Source organism: Halomonas sp. HG01 (assembly GCF_000968715.2).
In the GTDB taxonomy this organism is placed as follows: domain Bacteria; phylum Pseudomonadota; class Gammaproteobacteria; order Pseudomonadales; family Halomonadaceae; genus Halomonas; species Halomonas halophila.
Genome location: NZ_CP022134.1, coordinates 1,938,900 through 1,958,128, shown reverse-complemented (window position 1 = coordinate 1,958,128; position 19,229 = coordinate 1,938,900). Strand labels below are relative to the sequence as shown.

The 19,229-nt window shown below is 69.8% G+C and carries 20 protein-coding genes; 5 read left to right on the top strand and 15 right to left on the bottom strand.

Annotation, left to right across the window (positions count from 1 at the left end; genetic code table 11):
- The first annotated feature begins 25 nt into the window (after window positions 1–25).
- The 3 genes from UN84_RS09235 (at window position 26) to UN84_RS09225 (ending at window position 2,102) form a co-directional block, all read left to right on the top strand.
- Window positions 26–709 carry a helix-turn-helix transcriptional regulator gene (locus UN84_RS09235; RefSeq protein ID WP_046078053.1) on the top strand — a complete coding sequence of 228 codons (684 nt, stop codon included), beginning with the start codon at window positions 26–28 and terminating at the stop codon, window positions 707–709.
- Window positions 710–782: 73 nt separating this feature from the next.
- A complete protein-coding gene (gene yddG, locus UN84_RS09230; RefSeq protein WP_082090812.1) occupies window positions 783–1,712 on the top strand; it encodes an aromatic amino acid exporter YddG in 930 nt (309 codons plus the stop codon).
- A 51-nt stretch (window positions 1,713–1,763) separates the two neighbouring features.
- A complete protein-coding gene (locus UN84_RS09225) occupies window positions 1,764–2,102 on the top strand; it encodes a tRNA-binding protein (RefSeq protein WP_046078054.1) in 339 nt (112 codons plus the stop codon).
- Between the two features lie 82 nt (window positions 2,103–2,184).
- Here the strand turns inward: UN84_RS09225 and UN84_RS09220 are convergent, their stop codons facing one another.
- The 11 genes from UN84_RS09220 to tmpA form a co-directional block, all read right to left on the bottom strand.
- Entirely contained in the window at window positions 2,185–3,624 is a 1,440-nt protein-coding gene (locus UN84_RS09220) for an aldehyde dehydrogenase family protein (RefSeq protein ID WP_046078055.1), read from the bottom strand.
- Window positions 3,612–4,361: an ABC transporter permease gene (locus UN84_RS09215; protein ID WP_046078056.1), complete on the bottom strand. Its 750-nt coding sequence runs from the start codon at window positions 4,359–4,361 to the stop codon at window positions 3,612–3,614. Before UN84_RS09215 ends, UN84_RS09220 begins: the two co-directional genes overlap by 13 nt.
- 1 nt (window position 4,362) lies before the next feature.
- A complete protein-coding gene (locus UN84_RS09210) occupies window positions 4,363–5,076 on the bottom strand; it encodes an ABC transporter permease (RefSeq protein WP_035598240.1) in 714 nt (237 codons plus the stop codon).
- A gap of 79 nt (window positions 5,077–5,155) precedes the next feature.
- Window positions 5,156–5,923 (bottom strand): transporter substrate-binding domain-containing protein, encoded by a 768-nt coding sequence (locus UN84_RS09205; protein WP_046078057.1) that lies wholly within the window; start codon window positions 5,921–5,923, stop codon window positions 5,156–5,158.
- 327 nt (window positions 5,924–6,250) lie between these two features.
- A complete protein-coding gene (locus UN84_RS09200; protein ID WP_046078058.1) occupies window positions 6,251–7,054 on the bottom strand; it encodes an ATP-binding cassette domain-containing protein in 804 nt (267 codons plus the stop codon).
- A 7-nt stretch (window positions 7,055–7,061) separates the two neighbouring features.
- Window positions 7,062–8,255 (bottom strand): pyridoxal phosphate-dependent aminotransferase, encoded by a 1,194-nt coding sequence (locus tag UN84_RS09195; protein WP_046078059.1) that lies wholly within the window; start codon window positions 8,253–8,255, stop codon window positions 7,062–7,064.
- Between the two features lie 20 nt (window positions 8,256–8,275).
- Window positions 8,276–9,019 (bottom strand): class II aldolase/adducin family protein, encoded by a 744-nt coding sequence (locus UN84_RS09190; RefSeq protein ID WP_046078060.1) that lies wholly within the window; start codon window positions 9,017–9,019, stop codon window positions 8,276–8,278.
- On the bottom strand, window positions 9,016–9,957 hold the full coding sequence (locus UN84_RS09185) for an ABC transporter substrate-binding protein (protein ID WP_046078061.1): 942 nt from the start codon (window positions 9,955–9,957) through the stop codon (window positions 9,016–9,018). Before UN84_RS09185 ends, UN84_RS09190 begins: the two co-directional genes overlap by 4 nt.
- 67 nt (window positions 9,958–10,024) lie before the next feature.
- Window positions 10,025–11,620 carry a 5-guanidino-2-oxopentanoate decarboxylase gene (locus UN84_RS09180; protein WP_046078062.1) on the bottom strand — a complete coding sequence of 532 codons (1,596 nt, stop codon included), beginning with the start codon at window positions 11,618–11,620 and terminating at the stop codon, window positions 10,025–10,027.
- Window positions 11,617–12,204, bottom strand: coding sequence for an HD domain-containing protein (locus tag UN84_RS09175; RefSeq protein WP_035598260.1), 588 nt, complete (start codon window positions 12,202–12,204; stop codon window positions 11,617–11,619). The genes UN84_RS09180 and UN84_RS09175 overlap by 4 nt, the downstream gene beginning before the upstream one ends.
- Entirely contained in the window at window positions 12,201–13,340 is a 1,140-nt protein-coding gene (gene tmpA, locus UN84_RS09170) for a 2-trimethylaminoethylphosphonate dioxygenase (protein ID WP_052719261.1), read from the bottom strand. Before tmpA ends, UN84_RS09175 begins: the two co-directional genes overlap by 4 nt.
- 122 nt (window positions 13,341–13,462) lie before the next feature.
- Between tmpA and UN84_RS09165 the strand changes: the two genes are divergently transcribed.
- Entirely contained in the window at window positions 13,463–14,521 is a 1,059-nt protein-coding gene (locus UN84_RS09165) for a GlxA family transcriptional regulator (protein WP_046078063.1), read from the top strand.
- Between the two features lie 16 nt (window positions 14,522–14,537).
- On the opposite strand, the gene UN84_RS09160 is transcribed toward UN84_RS09165, so the two are convergent.
- The 3 genes from UN84_RS09160 to UN84_RS09150 form a co-directional block, all read right to left on the bottom strand.
- On the bottom strand, window positions 14,538–15,764 hold the full coding sequence (locus UN84_RS09160) for a TauD/TfdA family dioxygenase (protein WP_046078064.1): 1,227 nt from the start codon (window positions 15,762–15,764) through the stop codon (window positions 14,538–14,540).
- Window positions 15,765–15,884: 120 nt separating this feature from the next.
- Window positions 15,885–16,265, bottom strand: coding sequence for a Rieske (2Fe-2S) protein (locus UN84_RS09155; RefSeq protein ID WP_046078065.1), 381 nt, complete (start codon window positions 16,263–16,265; stop codon window positions 15,885–15,887).
- A 122-nt stretch (window positions 16,266–16,387) separates the two neighbouring features.
- On the bottom strand, window positions 16,388–17,341 hold the full coding sequence (locus UN84_RS09150; RefSeq protein ID WP_046078066.1) for a GlxA family transcriptional regulator: 954 nt from the start codon (window positions 17,339–17,341) through the stop codon (window positions 16,388–16,390).
- A gap of 151 nt (window positions 17,342–17,492) precedes the next feature.
- On the opposite strand from UN84_RS09150, the gene UN84_RS09145 reads away from it, so the two are divergent.
- Window positions 17,493–18,455 carry a GlxA family transcriptional regulator gene (locus tag UN84_RS09145; RefSeq protein ID WP_046078067.1) on the top strand — a complete coding sequence of 321 codons (963 nt, stop codon included), beginning with the start codon at window positions 17,493–17,495 and terminating at the stop codon, window positions 18,453–18,455.
- 9 nt (window positions 18,456–18,464) lie between these two features.
- On the opposite strand, the gene UN84_RS09140 is transcribed toward UN84_RS09145, so the two are convergent.
- Window positions 18,465–19,139: a Fe2+-dependent dioxygenase gene (locus UN84_RS09140; RefSeq protein WP_046078068.1), complete on the bottom strand. Its 675-nt coding sequence runs from the start codon at window positions 19,137–19,139 to the stop codon at window positions 18,465–18,467.
- Window positions 19,140–19,229: the final 90 nt, after the last annotated feature.

Sequence of the window (19,229 nt, the reverse complement as noted above, 5' to 3'; positions counted from 1 at the left end):
TACGCTGGCGCGGCATCTTTGGCCCATGAGCCGTGATCTTTCTCCCCTGATCGGCAGCGTCGAGCGCTCCTATCCGCTCGACTGCCTGAGCGATACCCACGACTACCACCAGCTGCTGGTGGGGCTCGGCGGCCGCGTGGACGTCGAGGTCGAGGGGCGTGGCGCCGCCATGGGCCCGGGGAGCGTGTGCCTGATTCCCGCCGCGGCGACCCATCACTACCTGGGGCTCGATGCCGACAATCGCTGCCGCGTGCTGGATCTGCCGGTGGGCGAGGCCGTGGATACGCTGTTCGAGCGAATTCGCTTCCTGCGCCTGGCGCCGGAGGAGGCCGCCGGACTGGACGATGAGCGGTTGCTGGCGCGGCTTGGCGCCGCACCCGCCTGGCAGGGGCCGCGGCTCAACATGGCGAGCCTGACCCGGCGGGTCCAGGCCGACCCGGCGGCGCCCTGGAGCCTGGCGCGGCTGGCCGAGGCGTCACGGCTCTCCGAACGGCAGCTGCGTCGCAGTCTCACCGAGATCACCGGCCTGACGCCCTGGCAGTGGCTTACGCGGCAGCGACTGGCACTGGCCGAGCGGCTGCTGATGACCAGCGATGCCTCCCTTACCGAGATTGCCCTGGCCTGTGGCTTCGCCGACGGCGCCCAGTTCAGCCGCCACTTCCGGCGCTGGCGCGGGCAGCCGCCGAGCGCGTTTCGTCGCGTTCGGTGACGGCCGAAATCGACAAGCCTTCGTCTTTCTCGTCCCCCATACTGCCCAGCCGACCCGCGAATGGAGAATCGAGATGTCGGCTGTTTCCCCCGCCGAGGCGCGCCGCGCCACCCTGTGGGGCGCCAGTACCGTCCTGAGCTGGGCGACGCTGGCGCTGTTCACCCAATGGGCCGGCCAGGTGCCGCCTTTCCTGCTGACCGCGCTGTGCTTCGGCCTGGCCGGCGGCCTGGCGCTGCTGGTGTTCCTGCTGCGTGGCGAGAAGCGCGCCCTGGCCGAGGCCTTCCGCCAGCCGCCGGCGGGCTGGCTGCTGGGCGTGGGCGGGCTGTTTGGCTATCACCTGTGCTACTTCATCGCCCAGCAGAACGCGCCGGCGGCCAACGCCGGGCTGATCAGCTATCTGTGGCCGCTGCTGATCGTGATCCTGGCCGGCTGGCTGCTGCCCGGCGAGCGCCTGCGCGGGATTCACCTGGTGGGCGGCGTGTGCGGCTTCATCGGTGCGGGGCTGCTGGTGGGACCCGACGGCTTCGACTGGTCCGGCGAATACACGCCGGGCTATCTGGTGGCGCTGCTGGCGGCCTTCATCTGGAGCGGCTATTCCGTGGCCTCGCGGCTGCTGTCGCGGATTCCGACCACGGCGGTGGCCTGGAATTGCCTCGGCGCCGCGGTGCTGGCGCTCGCCTGTCATCTGGCCTGGGAGCCGCTCGGCTGGCCGGAAGGCGCCAACCTGTGGGCGATCCTGGCCCTGGGGCTGGGTCCCGTGGGCAGCGCCTTCTTCACCTGGGATCTCGGCATGAAGCGTGGTCACGTGCGGCTGCTGGGGCTCATGTCCTATGCCACGCCGCTGTGCTCGACCCTGGTGCTGATCGCCGCCGGCCTGGCCGCCCCCAGCCCGACGCTGTTGCTCGCCGCGCTGCTGATCTGCGGCGGGGCGCTGATCGGTAGCGGCATGTTGAGCGGTCGCAAGGACCGGCGATCGCCGGAGGCGACAGACTCGTCGCGGTGATAACGCCCGCCGCGTGGCTGGGCACGTTCAAGAGATAAGGAGAACACCCTCATGGAACAGATCGCATGGGCGGACTTCGCCAGGGTCGAACTGCGCGTGGGCACCATCGTCGAGGCCGAGGTCTTTGCCGAGGCGCGGCGGCCGGCCTACAAGCTGCGGGTCGACTTCGGCGAGGCCATCGGGGTACGCAAGTCCAGCGCCCAGATCACCGAGCTGTACGCGCCGGACGAGCTGGTCGGCAAGCAGGTGATCGCGGTGGTCAACTTCCCGCCGAAACAGATCGGCCCGATGACCTCGGAGTGCCTGGTCACAGGCTTTCACCGCGAGGATGGCGCCGTGGCGCTGGCCGTGCCCGATCTGGGGGTGCCCAACGGGGCACGGTTGGCATAGAGCATACCCATCCTGACGACGACGGGGCCGCCTTCTGGGCGGCCCCGTTGCGTTGCGGGAAGGAGGAAAGGTCAGCTGGTGTTCAGGCCGGCCGGGTGACGTAGCGCGTCTCCAGATAGGCCTCGAGCCCCTCGCGGCCGAGCTCGCGACCGATGCCGCTGCCTTTCATGCCGCCCCAGCCGAGCCCGGGCGGGGCGATCTGGCCGGTGTTGCACCAGACGTTGCCGGCGACGAGGCGGGATGCCAGGATTTCGGCTCGTGCATCGCTGCCGGCGACCACGCTGGCGGCCAGGCCGAAGGCGCTGTCGTTGGCCAGCGCCACCGCCTCGTCGTCGTTTTGGAAGGTCCGTGCGCACAGCACCGGCCCGAACACCTCCTCGCGCCACAGCCGGCTCGCGGTCGGCACGTCGCGGAACACCCGCGGGGCGACGAAGTGGCCGTTCCCGGGCACGGCGATCGGCGTCGCGGTCGGCGTGAGCCCCTCTTCCTCGGCCTCCGCCAGGTAGGCGCTCACCCGGCGGCGCTGGCCGGCGTTGACCAGCGGCCCAAGGGTGGTCGCCGGGTCATGCGGATCGCCGGCGACGAGTTCGGCCACGGCGGCGTCCAGCCGCGCATGCAGGGCGTCGGCGACCTGTTCGTGGACCAGCAGCCGCGAGGTGGCCGAGCACATCTGGCCGGCGTTGTAGCAGAAACCGGCCAGCACCAGCGCGGCGGCGTGATCCAGATCGGCGTCCTCGGTGACGAGAATCGGCGACTTGCCGCCGAGTTCTAGCGAGACGTTGCGGGAGCCCCGGGTCGCCGCGGCCATCACCGCCTCGCCGACCCGGTTGCTGCCGGTGAAGGACAGCTTGTCGATACCCGGGTGAGCGGCGATCGGCGCGCCGACGTTGCCGCCGTCGCCGTGCACCAGGTTGAGCACGCCGGGCGGCAGGTCGATGGCCTCGGCGATCTCGGCCAGCGCCTGCTCCGGCAAAGGGGTGACCTCGGAGGGCTTGAACACCACCGTGCAGCCGGCGGCCAGCGCCGGGGCCAGCTTCCAGGCGCTGCTGACCAGCGGGAAGTTCCAGGGCGTGATCAGCCCGGCCACGCCGGCCGGGTCCCGGTAGCGGCGCGATACCAGCCCCGCCTCGCCGGTGTCCACGGCCTCGCCCTGGCGTTCATCCAGCGCGCGGGCCTCGCCGGCGTAGTAGCGGTAGCAGGCGATGGCGTCGGCCAGATCCTGTTCGGCCTCGGCCAGTGGCTTGCCGTTGTTGCGGCTGGACAGCGCCGCGAGCTCGTCGCGGCGCGCCACCAGCGCCTCGGCCAGGGCGTCCAGGCTGTCGCCGCGCGCGGCACCACCGAGGGCGCGCCAGCCGGCCAGGGCGCGCCGGGCCGCGCTCACCGCGGCGTCGACGTCCTGCGGCGAACCGGCGGTGACCTCGGCGATCACCGTCTCGTGGTAGGGGTCGCTGACCGGCAGGCGCCGGTGGCCGCGGCTTTCCACCCAGCGGCCGTCGATGAAGTGTTGGGTCAGTGCTTGCATGGGGCGTTCTCGACTCGGCGGAGGGGGAAGCGGCGGCGCGTCGGCTGCATGCCGGGGAAGTGGCGCTCGACCTGGCGCAGCACCAGGGTCAGCACCACCGTCATGGCCAGGTAGATGCCGGCGATCAGCATCAGCGGCTCGTAGACCAGGAAGGTCTCGTCGCGAATGATGTTGGCGGCCTGGAGCAGGTCCATCAGGGCGATGGTCGAGACCAGCGGCACCGACTTGAGCAGCAGGATCATCTCGCCGGTCAGGGTCGGCAGACAGCGCTGGATGGCGCGCGGCAGCCACAGCCGGGCAAACACCTGGAAGGGCGTCATGCCGAAGGCGCGGCCGGCCTCGCGCTCGCCCGGGGGCACGCTGGCCAGGGCGCCGCGCAGCACCTCACCGGAGTAGGCGCCGACGCTGAGGGTGAAGGTCAGGGCGCCGTAGAAGAAGGGATCGCGCAGCAGCGGCCAGATCATGCTGTCCTGCACGCCGGGAATGCCCTCCAGCAGCCGTCCCACGCCGTAGTAGAAGAAGAACAGCTGCACCAGCAGCGGCGTGCCGCGCATCACCACGGTGAAGCCCTTGGCCAGCATGGCCAGCGGGCGCGGGCCCTTGAGACGCGCCATGGCCACCGCCACGGCCAGCGCCAGGCCGCCCACGGCGGAGACGGCCAGCAGCCACAGGGTGTTGACGAAGCCCTCGATCAGGTACTCCTGATAGAACGGGTCCTGAAGCCAGGAAAAGTCCATGTCATGCCTCCTCGCCGGTCGGCTGGCCGCGGCGCACGCGCTGCTCGAGGCGCGTGAACAGCGCCGTGGAGCTCAGCGTCATGGCCAGGTAGATGACCCCGGCGGCGGCGTAGAACAGGAAGTGCGCACGGGTGCTGGCGGCGGCCTGCTGGATGGTGAAGAACAGCTCGCTGAAGCCGATCACGCTGATCAGCGCGGTGTCCTTGATCAGGATCAGCCACAGGTTGGACATCCCGGGCAGGGCATGGGGCAGCATGGCCGGGACGACGATGCGGTGGAAGCGGTCCCAGGCGGAGAAGCCGAAGGCGTCGGCGGCCTCGAGCTGACCGCGGGGTATCGCCTGGATGGCGCCGCGCATCACCTCGGTCATGTAGGCGCCCTGGACGAAGGCCAGCACGCCCACGGCGGTGACGAAGCCGTTGATGGCGACCTGGCCGGGCAGCCCCATGGCATTGGTCAGGGCGGTGAGCGCCTGGGAGCCGGCGTAGTAGAGCAGGATGATCAGCAACAGCTCGGGGACGGCCCGTACCGCGGTGGAGTAGGCCGTGGCCAGGCCGCGCAGCGGTGCCCAGGGGCTGAGCCGGGCGCTGGCGCCGATCAGCCCCAGCACCAGGCCGATGGCATAGGCCAGCACGGCGATCTCGAGGGTCGTGAGCGCCCCCTGAAGGATCGGGCCGGCCCAGTCGAGCAGCCCCTCTTGGGAAACGTGGTTCATGGGGAAATCGTGTCCTTGATGAGACAGGGCGGGGCCGGCGGCCGCGAGGGCCGCCGGACGAGCGTCGTCGAGGAACGAATCAGGTGCAGATGTCGGTGTCGAAGTACTGTTCGGACAGGGCGCGGCAGGTGCCGTCCTCGCGCACCTTGGCGATGGCGGCGTTGAGGTCGGTCTCCAGGGTGTCGTCGTCCTGGCGGATGCCGATGCCGACGCCCTCGCCGTAGGCCTCGTGGCGCGGCGCGGTGGCCTTGATCTCGAAGCCCTCGGCCTCGTCGCGCTCGAGGAGTTCGGTCATGGCGATCTTGTCGGCCAGGATCACGTCCAGGCGGCCGGACAGCAGGTCGCGGTTGACCTGTTCGGCCTGATCGTAAAGGCGGATGTCGCCGACCTGGTCGCGCAGGGCGCGGCGGGCGTAGGTCGCGTTGGTGGTAGCGGCCTGTACGCCGAGCACCTTGCCGTCGAGGTCGTCCGGGCCGGCAAGCGTCAGGTCCTCGGCGGCCACGAAGGCGCCCGGGGTGAAGTAGTAGGGCTCGCTGAAGTCGATGACCCGCTGGCGGGCCGCGGTGATCGACATGGAGTTCATGATCATGTCGATACGCCCGGCCTTGAGCGAGGGAATGATGCCGCTCCAGCCGGTGGGGGTGATCTCGCAGTCGCGTTCCATGGCCTCGCAGATGGCCATGCCCAGCTCGACCTCGAAGCCGGTCCACTCGCCCTCGGAGGAGGTGTAGGTGAACGGCGGGTAGGGTTCGGCGGAGATGCCGATCTTCAGCGGTTCGCCGGCCTGGGCGGTGGCGGAGAGGCCGAGGGCGGCCGCGGCGGTCAGGGCGATCAGGGGACGGTTCATGCAGTTCTCCTTGGTATTGTCGTGTCGGGCGTGAGTGACTCTCTGCTCGTGGAAGCGATGAGCTGTTCCGGCGACAAGCCCCGGGGTGCCGGACCATAGCGAGGCGCTGTGAACCCATCCCTGGGCGCTACTTTTGCCCTGCGGCGCTCTTGCATCCTGCGCCGCTTGCAGGGCCGGGGTTGACCATCCTTGGCCAACCCGCTCGGCGGGAAGAACATTCACCGAATGTTCTTCTCCTTCCGCCTCGCCCATGGCAAAAACCCTCGCTACGCCTTGTCCCCGGTGCTCATCTCGTCGGGCAGGAGAGCCAAAGGGGATGGGAGGCATTCAGGCCGCTGGCGCGACGAAGCGCCGGCAGCGCGGATCCTGGCTCTCCTCGAAGATCTGGCGCGGCGAGCCGGCCTCGCCGACGAAGCCGCGGTCGAGGAACACCACCTGGTCGGACACTTCGCGGGCGAAGGCCATCTCGTGGGTCACGAGCACCATGGTGCGACCCTCGGCGGCCAGGTCGCGGATCACGCCGAGCACCTCGCTGACGCGTTCCGGGTCGAGCGCCGAGGTGGGCTCGTCGAACAGCAGCAGTCGCGGCTCCATGGCCAGCGCCCGGGCAATCGCGACCCGCTGCTGCTGACCGCCGGACAGGAACCCCGGGTAGCCGTCGCGCTTGTCGGCCATGCCGACGCGCTCCAGGTAGTACTCGGCGCGCTCGATGGCCTGGCGTTTCGACAGGCCCTGCACGCGCATCGGCGCCTCCGTGACGTTGCCCAGCACCGTGAAGTGGGGCCAGAGATTGAACTGCTGGAAGACCATGCTGACCTTGGCGCGCAGCTGCTGCAGCTGGCGCCGGTCGAGGCCGACGATGTCGCCCTGGGGATTGCGGTCGAATCGAATCGTCTCATCCGCAATCGCCAGATCGCCCTGGTCGGGGCGTTCCAGCAGGTTGAGGCAGCGCAGCAGGGTGCTCTTGCCCGAGCCGCTGGCGCCGATGATCGAGGTAACGCTGGCCTCGGGAACCTCGAGAGACACGTCGCGCAGCACCTCGAGGTCGCCGTAGCGCTTGACGAGGTGTCGGGCCTCCACCGCCAGGCGGTGCGAGGCGTCAGTGGAAGGAGTTTGTAGCGATGACGTCATAGGCGACTCATTCGATGGTGGAAAGGGTGCCGGCACGGGCCTGCTCGGCGACGCGCGCCAGGCGGCGGCAGGCGTCGTCGAGACGGGCCGCGTCGACGGTGAGGCTCAGGCGCACGAAACCGGCGGCGGAGGGGCCGAAGGCCTCGCCGGACAGTACCGAGACGCCCTGCTCGTCGAGCAGGCGGTCGGCGAAGGCCTGGGACGACAGCCCGGTGGCACGGATATCGATCATCAGGAACATGCCGGCGGCGGGCGTGATGACCTTCACCGACGGACAGCCGCTGAGCGTAGCGACCACCGCGTCGCGCCGGCCGCGGTAGGTTTCGCGCATGGCGTCGAGCTCGGGCAGGGGGGCACTCAGGGCGTCGCGGGCGGCGTCCTGGATGAAGTCCGGGCAGCCGTAGAGCATGCACAGCGCGAGGTGGCTCAGATGCTCGATCAGGGGTTCCGGGCCCAGCACCCAGCCCAGCCGCCAGCCGGTCATGGCATGGGACTTGGAGAGGCTGTCGATCACCACGGTGCGCTCGGCCATGTCGGGCAGGCTCGCGGCGCAGACGTGATCGCCCTCGAAGATCAGCTCGGCGTAGACCTCGTCGGAGATCAGCCACAGGTCGTGGCGCCGGCACAGCGCGGCGATGTCGGCCCAGGCCGCGGCATCGATCAGCTGGCCAGTGGGATTATGGGGACTGTTGAGCAGGATCGCCTTGGTGCGCGGGGTGATGGCCGCCTCCAGGTCGGCCACGTCCAGGCGGAAGCCGGCGTCGCCGCGCAGCGGGATATGCACCATGCGAGCGCCGGTGGACTGCAGCACCGCCTCGTAGGTGACGTAGCTCGGCTCGGGGACGATCACCTCGTCGTCCGGATCGAGCAGGCACTGGGCGGCGGCGTAGAGACCGCACTGGGCGCCGGCGACCACGATCAGGTGCTCCGGTGTGACGGCCATGCCGCGCTTGCGGTAGCGCTCGGCGATGGCCTCGCGCAGGGCCCGCTTGCCCTGCACGTCGGGGTAGTGGGTGGCTCCGGCGCGCAGGCTGGCTACGGCGCCCTCGACGATCGGCGCCGGGGTGTCGAAATCCGGGTCGCCCACCGACAGCACGGTGATGTCCTCGCCGGCGGCCCGGCGGGCCAGGGCGCGGTTGTGGATGTCCCAGGCGGCGGCGCCCTCACCGGCGATCCGCTGGGTCAGTCGGGAATAACGCATCGTTGTCTCGCTCTGTCGTGTCAGCGGGTCGTTTGAGCCCGGGGGGCGTCACCGGTCAGGCGGCGTCGTTCGGCCTGCCAGGCCCGGTCGGTGCCGCCGGGACTCTCGGCCCAGGCCTCGTACTGGCGGGCGACGTGCTCGGCCATGGCCGGCGATGCCTCGAGCAGCGGCCGGCCGGTGGCCTGGGCGGCCAGCTGGGCCTGGCAGCTGCGCTCGAGATCGCGCATGCGCAGGAAGGCCTCACCGACGCTTGTACCGCAGGTCAGCAGGCCGTGCTGGCGCAGGATCATCGCCGAGTGAGGACCCAGGTCGGTGGCCAGGCGCTCGCGCTCGTCGAGATCCAGGGCGATGCCCTCGTAGTCGTGGTAGGCGAGCCGCTCGTGGAACTGCAGCGCCCACTGATTCAGCGGCAGCAGTCCCTCGGCGAGGCTCGATACCGCGACCCCGGCCACGGTGTGGGTGTGCAGCACGCAGGCCACCTCGGGACGGGCCGCGTGCAGGGCGCTGTGGATGGTGAAACCGGCCGGATTGATGCCGAATCCGGTGGGGTCGTCGAGCACCTCGCCGTCGGCATTCACGATCACCAGGTTGTCCTCGCGGACTTCCTCGAAGCGCAGCCCGAAGGCGTTGAGCAGGAAACGTTCGCCCGGCAGGCGCGCGGAGATATGGGTGGAGATGCCGTCGTCCATGCCGTCCAGGGCGATCAGCCGATAGGCGGCGGCCAGGTCGCGGCGGATCTCGCGCTCGTGCTGGGCAAGGGTCACAGGCTGGCCTCCACGGCGCTCAGGGCGTCGTCGCCCTCGCGGGTGGTGACGCCCTCGAGGAAACTGGCCACGCGCTGGGGATGGGCGACCAGCCATTCATGGGCGACGTCCTCGAGCTCCCGTTCCTTGAGGCTGTATTCGAGGATGAACTCGCTCTGCTCGTCGGCGGAGAGTTCGAATTGATCGAGCAGCCGGATCAGGTTGGGATTGGCCTCGGCATAGTCCTTGGCGACGATGGTCTTGACGTCGCTGCGGCCACCGTCGGCGCCGAAGATGTTCGCCGAGTCGTCGAGGATGCGGGCGTCGTATTCGGGCACCATCCAGTGCGGGGTCCAGCCGTAGAACAGGATCCAGCGCTCCTGCTCGACGGCGCCGTTCACCTCGCTGAGCATGCCGGGGGTCGATGAGGCCATCAGCTTCCAGCCTTCGAGCCCATGGGTGTTGCTGTCGATGGCGCCCTCGATCATGTCGGTGACCGTGGAGCCGCTCTCGATGCTGTAGATGGTGCGCTCGAAGCGTTCGGCGACCTCCGGGTCGGCGAGCTGTTCGGCACGGGTGATGCCGGCCTCGTAGACGTAGTCGGGGACCGCGAAGCCCATGCGGGCACCGTTGACGTTGTTGCCCAGGTCGACGATGGCGTCGGCCTCCATGGCGGCGTCGTAGCTCTCCTGCTGGGCGGGCATCCAGCCGGCCAGGAAGGCGTCGCTGTCGCCGCTCTGCAGCGTGCTGTAGCCCACCGTCGAGCTGATTTCCAGGGTCTCGGTGGTGTAGCCCAGCGGCTCGATGAGCTGGGTCATGATCTCGCTCTTCACGGTCACGCCGGGCCAGGGCGGCACGACCAGGCGCAGGCGGTCGTCGCGGTCGGCGGCCAGTGCCGGACCGGCCAGGCTCAGGCCGGCGATCAGGCTCAGGGTCAGAGTCTTGGTATGCGTCTTCATTCCTGGACGTCTCCTTGTGTCGTGGGCCGGTCTCGGCCGGCCATGAGGTGGGAGATTTCCCAAGGTGTCAGAGCGATGCCGTCCAGGCGGTGGCATCGACCTCGATGATCAGCGGGCTTTCCGCCTCGCAGAGCCGGCCCAGGGCGTCGTGCAGGCTCGCCGGGTCGGTGACGCCGACATGGCGGCAGTCGTAGGCCTCGGCCAGGGCGCGGAAGTCCGGGGCGGCCAGGTCGACGCCGAGATGCGGCACCTCGCTCATCGACATGTAGCGGCGGATCTCGTCATAGCCGTCGTTGTTCCAGATCACCAGCGCCACCGGCCGGCCCAGGTCGCGGGCAGTGCCGAGTTCGCCGAGCACGAACTGCAGGCCGCCGTCGCCGACCAGGGCGACCACCGGCTGGTCGGGCCTGGCCACGGCAGCGCCCAGGGCGGCGGGCAGGCCGTAGCCGAGGGTGCCGAAGCCGGTGGCGGCGTTGAACCAGCGCCTCGGCGCCGGCATCGCGGCCAGGAAGTTACCGGCGTAGACCGGGCCGGTGGAATCGCCGACCACGATCGCCTCGGGCAATGCCTCGCGCAGGGTGGCGTAGAGCGGTACATAGGGGGCGAGCTCCGGGTCCGCGCCCAGCGCCAGGGCCTCGCGCACGGCCTCGGCGCGAGCGGCCCCGTCGCGGTCCGCGGCATCCGGCAGGACATCGAGCAGCCCGCGCATCGCCTGGCCGGCCTCGGCGAGCAGGGCGAGATCCGCGGTCTGGTTGCGGCCCAGCTGCTGCGGATCGATGTCGATGCGGATCAGCCGACCGCCGAGCCGGAAGCCCCCGTCGAACACCAGGTCGTAGTCGGTCTCCCCGAGTTCGGTGCCGATCGCCAGCACCACGTCGGCCTCGGCGGCCAGTCGGCGTGCCGCGGGCAGGCTCTGGGTGGCGCCGAGATCGAGCGGATGGTCGCGGCCGAGCACGCCCTTGGCGTTGATGGTGGTGAAGGTCGGTGCATCGAGGCGATCGACCAGAGTCCGGGCGAGCTCCGGCACGGCGGTGGTACCGCCGCCGAGCAGCACCAGCGGGCGCCTGGCCTCGACCAGCCAGTCTCCGGCCCTTGCCAGTGCCGCGGGGGCCGGCGCCGGCGGAAACACCGAGGTCGGTGTGGCCACGGTATCGGGGGCCGGCGCGGTCATCACGTCGAGGGGAATCTCGACGTGGACCGGGCCCGGTCGGGCGCTCGCGAACACCGCAAAGGCGCGGGCTAGCACTTCGGGCAGCGCCGCCGGGTCATGCAGGGTGTGGCTGAACACGCTGACGCCGGCGAGGGTCTCGCCCTGGTGCGGCATCTCGTGCAGCCGGCCCTGGCCGCGGCCCAGGGTGGCGCGCTGGTTGACGCTGGAGATCACCAGCATCGGCACCGAGTCGGCCAGGGCCTGGCCCATGGCGGTGGCGATATTGGTCATGCCGGGGCCTGAGATGATGAAGCAGGCCGCGGGCTGACCGCTGGCACGGGCGTAGCCGTCGGCCATGAAGCCGGCGCCCTGTTCGTGGCGCGGGGTGACGTGGCTCAGGCCACTGTCGCCGAGGGCACGATACAGCTCGATGGTATGCACGCCGGGGATGCCGAAGGCGGTGTCGACGCCGTGGGCCTCGAGCAGGGCGATGAGGTGCTGGGCACAGTTCATGAACGGGGTTCCTCCTCGACGATGGGCGGCAGACCGCCGAAGGGCGCGCGCGTCAGCACCCGTTCCACCATCGGCACGAAGTGCTCGAGCGGCAGGGTGTCGTAGTCGGGGTCGAAGCTGGCCTGATCCCAGTCGTCGCAGAAGCGCACCGTGCGCTCATAGGCCGGATGGTCCCTGAACTGTTCCCGGGCGTGGCGATCCAGGCCGAAGTAGTGGCGGTAGTGATAGCCCTGGAAGAGCTCGTGATGACGGATCATCCAGGCGTTGAGCGGATCGATGAACGGCTCGAGGATGCCCGCGGCGATCTCGGCGTGGTTGGCCGGTGCCAGGTCGTCGCCGATGTCGTGCAGCAGGGCGCAGACCACCATTTCCTCATCGGCGCCGGCTCGCAGGGCGCGGGTGGCGGTCTGCAGGCAGTGCTCGAAGCGATCCACGGGATAGCCGTGGGTGTCGCCGGCCAGGCGGTGAAGGTGTTCGAGCACGCGGCGGGGGGCGTCGTTGACGTAGTCGCGGAAGCGGTCGTCGATCAGCGCCCACTCGTCGCGGTTGGCCTCGCCGAAGTGGCGGAAACGGGCCTGGTTCATGCGACCTCCTCGGGGGTGGTGATGTCGGTCAACTGGTGGCGCAGGGTCAGGCGGCGGCTGGCGGTGCTGTCGCGATCGACGTAGCCCTGGCGCAGGTGGCGCACGCCGCCGGCCAGTTCAAAGGCGCGGCGGCCGTGGAACAGGCGATAGTTGTCCATGATCAGCATCTGGCCCGGGTCCAGCTTGAGATGCACGGTGAGCTCGTCGGAGGTGATCAGCGCATAGAAGGCGTGGCGCGCGGCGTAGTAGCGCTCGAGCTCATCGGCCGGCAGGGCGTCGACCTGCTCGGTGCGGTTGTTGAAGCGCACGCGGCTCACCCGACCCTGGCTGTCCAGCTCGATCAGCGGACCCTCGCTCTCCAGCCAGGTGCTCTCGTCGCGATAGCGGAAGCGCGGGGACACCCGGGTCAGGCAGTCGAAGGCCGCCGGGTCGCGTTCGCGCAGCACCTGGGCCGCGCGGTAGCCATCGACCAGGGTGTTGTCCCCCCCGTCGGCGGCGTTGGTCAGGCAGTGCAGCCAGATATAGCCGGGGATCGGATCGCGGTAGGGGTTGTCGGTGTGCGGCTCCAGGCCGCGCTGGGTCATGGTCAGGTCATAGGCGTTGGCCACCGACTTGACGTCGGCGATGCCGCCCCAGTTGGTGTGACGCAGCGGGCCGATGCGGTCGATCAGCGCCTGCATGCCGTGTTCGTCCGCAGGCACGCCGGACACCAGGGCGACGCCATAGCGGTGCAGGCCGTCGAGCATCTCGAGCAGGGCGGCATCGTCGGCGACGGCGGCGGCGAAGTCGGCTCGGGGCGGGCCAGACAGCTCGGCGTCCCACAGGGTGCGGCCCGGCACGATATCGCTCGGCCCGGTGTCATCGGCAACCACGGCGGCGAGCGGAAAACGCGTCGCGTGACCGTCGCTGAAGCGCAGGGCCAGGGCGTCGCCGTCGCATTCGGCGTGCAGCAGGGTGAGGTCGAGCGGCAGCTCGGCGGCCTCGATCAGTCGCTGGCCGGTGCCCGGATCCAGGGTCTCGGCGTCGGGCGAGCGCTCCCGCAGCCACATGGCCGCGAGCTCGCGAGAACGTCCGTCGAGGTCGAGGATCAGGCGCTTGCCGTCGTCGGACAGCGCTACCTTGGCGCTTGAGGTCATGGCGATGAATCTCCGGATGATCAGGGCTTGAGCGGTCGTGGTCAGCGGCGCCGGTGACGTGACACCCCTGTACCCTAACGTCGGTTCAGCGGTAGAATTTGATAAAATCCGCCATAAGGTTGATGAATTTGGACGTAGGCGAGGAGGTTTCCGCCGTCTGGCCCTATCCGCGGCCGGATTCACCGCCACTGCTGTCGCCGGAGCAGGCCGAGCAGACGCTGGACGTCTGGCTGTTGCCCAAGTTCTCGATGCTGACGCTGTTCTGCATGCTCGAGCCGCTGCGGGTGGCCAATCGCTTCGGGCGGGAACTGTTCGCCTGGCGGCTGCGCTCGGTGGATGGCGAGGGCGTGGTCGCCAGCAATGGCGTGTGTATCGAGGTGGATGGCCGGCTGGCCGACGCGCCGGACGATGCCCACCTGATGGTGGTGTCGTCCTACGAGGCGGAGGCCACGGTGATGGCCCAGGACCGTGCGGTGCTGCGCCGGATCGCGGCGCATGGCGGCTGGCTGGGTGGGCTGGACACGGCGCCCTTCATCCTGGCGCGGGCCGGAGTGCTGGAGGGGCATCGCGTGGCCATGCACTGGGAGAGCGTGCCGGCTTTCCGGCGTGAGTTTCCCGCTCTCAGGATCAGTCGGCGTCGCTTCTCGTCCGATGCGACGCGCCAGACCGGCGCCGGTGGCACTACCGGGATCGACATGATGCTGGATCGCATCGCCCGGGATTACGGGCCGGCGCTGGCCGATGCAGTGAGCCGTCAGCTGGTCCATGACCGCCACGATGCCTCGAGCGGTGCAGACGGCGGGGAGGGCGAGGATGGAGACGCGATCGGCGAGGTGACGCCATCACACTACGCGAACCTGCCGCGTAGCGTGGTGAAGAGTCTGGCGGTGATGGAAGCCAACCTGGCCAAAGCACTGCCCATCCCCGAGATCTGCCGCCTGGCGGGTCAGTCCCAGCGGCAGCTTTCGCGGCTGTTTCTGGCGCATTTCGGCGAGACGCCCAAGCAGTGCTACCTGGGGATGCGGCTCGACCGGGCGCAGCGATTGCTCTCGGCCAGCCACGCCACGGTCACCGAGGCCGCCCTGGCCAACGGTTTCAGCCACCTTGCGCACTTCTCCCGGGCCTATCGGGCGCGCTTCGGGGAAGCGCCAAGAGAGACGGCGGCCCGAGGCCCCGGCTAGGGAGACGAGGCCCGGGTCAGGCCTCGACGCCGATGCGCCGCTGCCGGCGGGCGCGCTGCACCATGCGATAGCGCGAGCGGATCTCGTCGCGCTCCATGTAGCAGCCCTGCAGCCAGCGATGGCCGGTGCTGCCCTCGAAGGCGTCGCGGGCGTGCAGCAGGCGGCGGTTGTCGAAGATCACCAGGTCGCCGGGCGCGTAGGTGAAGCGAATGGCGAAGGCCGGGTCGCGCAGCAGCCGCTGCAGTGCCATCAGCGCCTCGTAGGCCGGCTCCACGTCCTCGAAGGCGGTCTGCAGCGGGCCGCGCAGGAAGTCGGCGATGCGTACCTCGAGCAGCTCGCCGCGGGCGTCGAGGCGGATCATCGGCTCGAACCACACATGGTCGGTGGTCCTGGCGGTGTTGGCGTAGCACCAGCGCACCCGGGTCAGGGTCTCCCAGGCCTCGGGGTTTCGCTCACGCAGTGCCTCGGCCACCGCGAAGCCATCGAGCATCACCGCCTGGCCGCCCTCCACGCTGTTTTCCAGGCAGTGCAGCATCTGCAGGCCCGGATGGTACTCGCGGGTCGGCAGGTCGGTGTGGGGCGGCAGGGCGATGGAGGTGTAGGCGTTGGAGTCCGGGTCCGGCTTGGCCTTGACGTTGAACAGGCCGCCGAAATTGGTATCGCGGATCGGGCCGATGCGATGGGCGATGGCCTCCAGCGAGCCGGGCTCGGTGGGCAGGCCGCGCAGTCTTACCAGCCCCTTGCCGAGCACGCTCTCGAGCGCCGGCGCGAGGATCGCCTCCTCGGCCTCGCTGGCGGGGGCGGTATCGAGCAGGCCGCTGGCGTCGAGGGTGTCGGGGCCGGCATCGGGGCTGCCGTGCCAGAGGGTCACCGGGACCAGCGGCGCCTCGGGATCGCCGGCGTTGTCGTAGTCGTGGGCGCGCAGCCAGCCGGGGTGGAAGCGCAGGCGACGGTCCTCGGGAGCGAAGGTCACGCACAGCGCGCCGGCGGCATCGATGTCGGCGCCTTCGATCTCCGGCCATGCCGGCAGGGCCGAGAGGTCCAGGATGCGCTCGCGGGTCGCGGGATTGACGGTGGTCTCGTCGGCGGCGTTCTCGCGCAGCCAGATGCCGTGATAGCGGCTGACGCGGCCGTCGCTCCAGCGCACCGTGACCAGGCGCGAGGTGAAGGAGACGGCATCGAGGTCGGCGTCGATCGGCCAGGCGTCGTAGTCGGGGGTGAGGGGCAGTGCGGCGTCGGTCATGGGCTAGTCTCCCGAGCGATGTATGTTCCGGCTCAGGATGCCAGCGCAGTCCCGTGGGCTAGCGTCATGATTCGACGCCGACTGTGCACGATTCGACAGATAGGCGCTAGGCGAGGCGTTTTACGAAACGTTGCCGATGACCAGCCAGTCGTCCTCCACATGCACCGGCACCGGGTCCAGGGCGCAGCCCGTCCCCAGGCCGCCTACGCCTTCGCCGCTGCGCGTGGCGAAGGCGGCGTCGTGGTTGGTGCAGCGCAGTGTCTCGCCGTCGTCGCTGAGCAGGCGGTTGCCGCGCTGGTCGAGGGGCAGGTACTGGTGCGGGCAGGCGTTGACGTAGGCGACCAGGGCATCGTCGGCGAGGCGCACCACCAGCAGCGGAAAGCGGCCGCGCTCGCTCTCCACGGTCAGGCTCAGGTGTCCGTGCTCGGGCAGATCGATGGCGGGTGCGACGCGGGTGCCGAAGGGTGGGGCGCTGCGGTACTGCTGCCAGGCGGCTGTCATGATGGGGTTCCTCTGATCACGGTTCATTTGGTTTCAAGTGAAACCGTATGGGCATCCGTGTGTCAACGCGGCGAACGTCCTGGGGTATCGGAGTTCAGGTGTCGGAGGCCGGGTATCGGGGCTCAGCGTCGCTGTCGAAGTTCGCTGGGCGTCATGCCATGCCGTTGGCGGAAGGCGCGGGTGAAGCTGGAGGCGGAGGCGAAGCCGCTGGCCAGAGCGACGTCCATCACGGAATGCCGGGTCTCCTGCAGCAGCCGCCGGGCGTGGTCCAGCCGACGCGCCAGGTAGGCCCGCTGCGGCGACGTGCCCAGATGACGGGCGAACAGACGATCCAGCCGCCGCCAGGAGAGGTCGAGCTCGTCGGCCAGTCGGCGAATCTCCAGCGGCGTGTCCAGATTGGCGTCCATCAGGTCGAGGGCGCGGTGGAGTGTCGGATCCTCGGGGGCGGCAGGGTCACGCTGGCGGCTGGCCGGGCGTCGGCCCTGGTCGTGCAGCAGCTGGTCGCGGACCCGCTCGGCCAGCTCGCGGCCGTGGCGTCGTCGGATCAGGTCGAGACTCATGTCGATGGACGAACTGCCACCGGCGCAGGAAAAACCCTCCGGCGTCACCTCGTAGAGCGACTCCACCGCGTCGATGCCGGGAAAGCGGGCACGGAACTCGGGCAGCGATTCCCAGTGCAGCGTCACCGTCTGGTCGTCGAGCAGGCCGGCGGTGGCCAGCACGAAGCAGCCCGTGTCCATGCCGCCAAGCCGGCAGCCCGCCGCGGCGCGCTCGCGCAGCCAGTCGACCAGCGTCTGGTCGATGGCGGCTTCCGGCTCGAAGCTGGCGCACACCGCCAGGCTGGGCGCGAGCGGGGCCTCATCCAGGGCGTGATCGACCGCCAGGGTCATGCCGTTGGAGGCGACCACCGGCTCGCCGTCGCGGCCGATCAGCCGCCACTCGAACAGCGGCCGACCGCTGATGCGATTGGCGATGCGCAGCGGTTCGATCGCCGAGAAGAACGCCACCATGGCGAAGCGCGGCAGCAGCAGGAAGTCGATCCGCTCCGGGGCGGGGACGTTGGGCGTCAGTCTCATGGGCCTCGTGGCGGCAGCGGGGTAGGGTGCACCACGATTGTAGAGCCGGCGCCGGGGGATGCAATGTCGAGCGGTGACCGCCCGGCAGGCTTGTTCCTTCACCTGGGGCCGGTCATCATGTCGGCCCTTTCCTTGCCGTACATCCGCTGCCATGCGCCTCGACTATGCCGGCCCGCTGCCCGAGCCGATCGGGTTCCTCCTGCTGCCCCGTTTCTCGATGATGGCCTTCTTCTCGGCCGTGGAGCCTCTGCGCATCGCCAATCGCATCAGCGGTCGGCCGCTGTTCGAGTGGACGCTGATCAGCGAGGACGGCGGGCCGGTCACGGCTTCCAACGGCATGACGCTGCTGGCCGATCAGGACATCGAGGCGCGTTATCATCCCGCCTCGCTGGCGGTGTGCAGCGGCTTCGATCCCGAGCGCTACCTGAGCCGTGGGCTGATGCGCTGGCTGCATCGGCTGGACGGGGCCGGCTGCGCGCTGGGCGGGCTCGATACCGGCGGTTTCCTGCTGGCCGCGGCGGGGCTGCTGGAGGGCGAGCGGGTGACCCTGCACTGGGAGAGCCTGCCGGCCTTCCGCGAGCGCTTCACGGCGATCGAGACCTCCGACGAGCTGTTCGAGCTGGGCGAGCGGCGCTTCTCCTGCGCCGGCGGGGCGGCGGCCATGGACATGGCGCTGGACGTGATCGCCCGGCGTCACGGGCAGCGGCTGGCGGTCGACGTGTCCGAACAGCTGATTCACGAGCGCATGCGCACCCGTCACGATTCACAGCGCATGACCCAGGCGCGGCGCCTGGCCACGCATAGCCCACGGCTGGCGGAGGCCGTCGAACTGATGGAGCGCCACCTGGAAACGCCGCTGACGCTGGAGGACGTGGCGAGCCGCAGCGGCGTCTCGCTACGACAGCTGCAGCGGCTGTTCGAGCGCGAGCTGGGACGCTCGCCCCGTGACTGGTACCTGGCGCTGCGCCTGGCCCGGGCGCGTCAGCTGCTGGAGGAAACGGACCTCGAGGTGCTCGGCGTGGCCCTGGCCTGTGGCTTCACCTCGAGTTCCAGCTTCTCCCGGGCCTTTCGCCAGCACTTCGGTGCCTCGCCGCGGGAGGTGCGGCGAGGCTGAGGCGGTCGACTACACCTCCGCCCACATTCTCAGCAGATTCGCCAGGCTCTTGGACAGCATGTCGAAGGTCAGGGTCTTGCCGTTGGCGTCGAACTCCTGGCGGCGAGTGGTATCCAGGTCGAAGAGGATCTCGCGCTGCTGCGGGTCGCGGACCTGGCTCTGGGCCCAGCCCACCGCGGCAAGGCGCTCGCCGCGGGTGACCGGTTCGACGCGATGCAGGGTCGAGGAGGGATAGAGGATCAGTCCGCCGGCCGGCAGCTTGTAGGTCTGCTCGCCGGCGGGGGTGTCCATCAGCAGCTCGCCGCCGTCATAGCTGTCCGGATCGTTGAGGAAGAGGGTGAACGACAGGTCGGTGCGCATGGCGCCCTGGGGCGTGGCCATCACCGCATCGTCGACGTGGTTGCCGTAGGTCATGCCTTCCTGGTAGCGGCTGAACATCAGCGGCTTCATTCGCTTCGGGCGCGCCGCCATCTGGAACAGCGGATGGTCGTGGAGGGCCTTGGTGACCTCCTGGCGCAGTTCGGCGATGTCGGGGTGACGGCCGTCGGCCTGCTGGTTCTGCTTGACCGTGCGTGCGTGCCAGCCGGCGGTCTCGCGTCCGTCGCGGAATTCGCTGCCGGCCAGCGTGGCGCACACGCGGGACAGCAGCTCGGAAGGGATGGCCTGGTCGATGCAGAGGATCACGGTCGGTGCTCCGGGAGCTGAGGATGTGTCGCGGATTATAAACGACTGTGAATCGTTTGCATTACACTTCCCGAGGTAGCACCCTATGGC